Below are 1,662 nucleotides of genomic sequence, written 5' to 3'. Positions count from 1 at the left end.
CTTAATATAAAGAAAAAAAAATACGATTATTTCAAGAACTCAATCAATTGTTTGACAGCAATTCCGCGATGGCTTATTGTTGCCTTTTCTTCTATGGTAAGCTCTGCAAAGGTTTTTGTGTAATTATCGGCTACAAATATCGGATCATAACCAAAACCATTACTGCCAATTTTTTCATCGATGATTTTTCCGTTGATAATTCCAGTGAAAAGATGTTGTTCTCCGTTTAGATTTAGACAAATTACCGTTTTGAAATTGGCTTTCCTGTTGGTTTTATCTTTAAGATTTAATAATAATTTATCCATATTATTAGCATCGTCTTTTGGTTCGCCTGCATATCTTGCCGAGAAAACTCCGGGTTCACCGTTTAAAGCATCTACTTCTAAACCAGAATCATCAGCAAAACAATTGAAACCATATTTTTCAGTAACATAGTTTGCTTTTAGAATGGCATTTCCTTCAATTGTATCAGCAGTTTCTGGAATTTCTTCAGTGCAACCAATATCTTCCAAACTTACAATCTCAATTGTTGTTGGGACGAGAAGTTGAATTTCGCGAATTTTATTTTTATTATTGGAAGCAAAAACTAGTTTCATAAAAAGATTAATTTGATTGTGTAAAATTACGATAATCAAATTTATCATCAATTGTAATTTATGATTTGATGGTATTTTTTTATTTTAATTAAAACCATATCCTTGTTGTTTCCGTACATGTCCGTACCCAAATCAAACTAACATTTTTATGAAACAAAAATTACCTACTATTTTTGTGACGGCAATACTTGTATTGTTATTTCAAAACACAACTTACTCTCAATATAAAATTGACAATAAAAATGCAAATTTCACTCAAAAATCACTGCATAAGTTCACTACAATTTTTGATTCGGATGAAAAACAATTATCTATAAAAGAGGTAATTGCTGATGATAAAAGTAAATTTGTTCCATTGGAAGATGAAAATCATGATTTGGGATTTACTTCGAATAATTATTGGTTGCATTTTTCTGTAAAAAACGATACCGATAGTGATTTGAAGTATTATTTAGAGTCCTCAAGACCTATTGTTGATGTAGCTAATTTTTATAAAGTAATTGATAATAAAGTTGTTGATTATCAAAAAAGTGGGGATAATATTCCGTTTAAGGAACGTAGTTTTAAACATAGAAAAACATTATTTATTGTCTATTTATTACCTAATGAAACTGCAGACTATTATGTTAATCTAAAAAGTGATGGTGAAGTTATCAATGCGCCTGTAATTTTAAGAACACCAATGAATTTGGTTGAAGTTACTTCATTTGAGCAAATTGTCTTCGGATTTTTTTATGGAATTTTAATAATTGCTTCTATTTTATACTTTTTCTTTTTCTATGCAATGAAGGAAAGAGTGTTTTTGTATTATAGCTTATACGTTGTTTTTATTGGATTGCTTCAATTTTCATTAGACGGTTATTTTTATCAATTTGTAACTCCAGACAATGGTTGGTTGTCTGATAAATCAGTTTTATTGTTTGCTGTAATTTCGGGTTTCTTTTTAGGAAAATATGCTCAAAACTATCTAAAGGTAAATGAAATTAGTAAATTACTAAAATCAGCTTTTAACATATTGTATGTAAGTCTTGGTTTATTGCTACTTATGATTGTTTTCGTTCCAAAT

Annotated in this window: 2 protein-coding genes; one reads left to right on the top strand and one right to left on the bottom strand. The window is 28.7% G+C overall.

What is annotated here, in order from left to right:
• Window positions 1-26 precede the first annotated feature (26 nt).
• The gene (locus DIU01_RS11310) at window positions 27-596 is read right to left on the bottom strand and encodes a non-canonical purine NTP diphosphatase (protein WP_290834512.1); all 570 of its coding nucleotides are present in this window, start codon (window positions 594-596) and stop codon (window positions 27-29) included.
• A 148-nt stretch (window positions 597-744) separates the two neighbouring features.
• Between DIU01_RS11310 and DIU01_RS11305 the strand changes: the two genes are divergently transcribed.
• On the top strand, window positions 745-1,662 hold a 918-nt coding region (locus DIU01_RS11305), incomplete at its 3' end, for a 7TM-DISM domain-containing protein (protein ID WP_290834510.1).

Source organism: Flavobacterium sp., from assembly GCF_003525665.1.
Lineage (GTDB): Bacteria > Bacteroidota > Bacteroidia > Flavobacteriales > Flavobacteriaceae > Flavobacterium.
The sequence above is the reverse complement of the archived record's forward strand: the minus strand, read 5'-3'. Positions and strand labels throughout refer to the sequence as shown.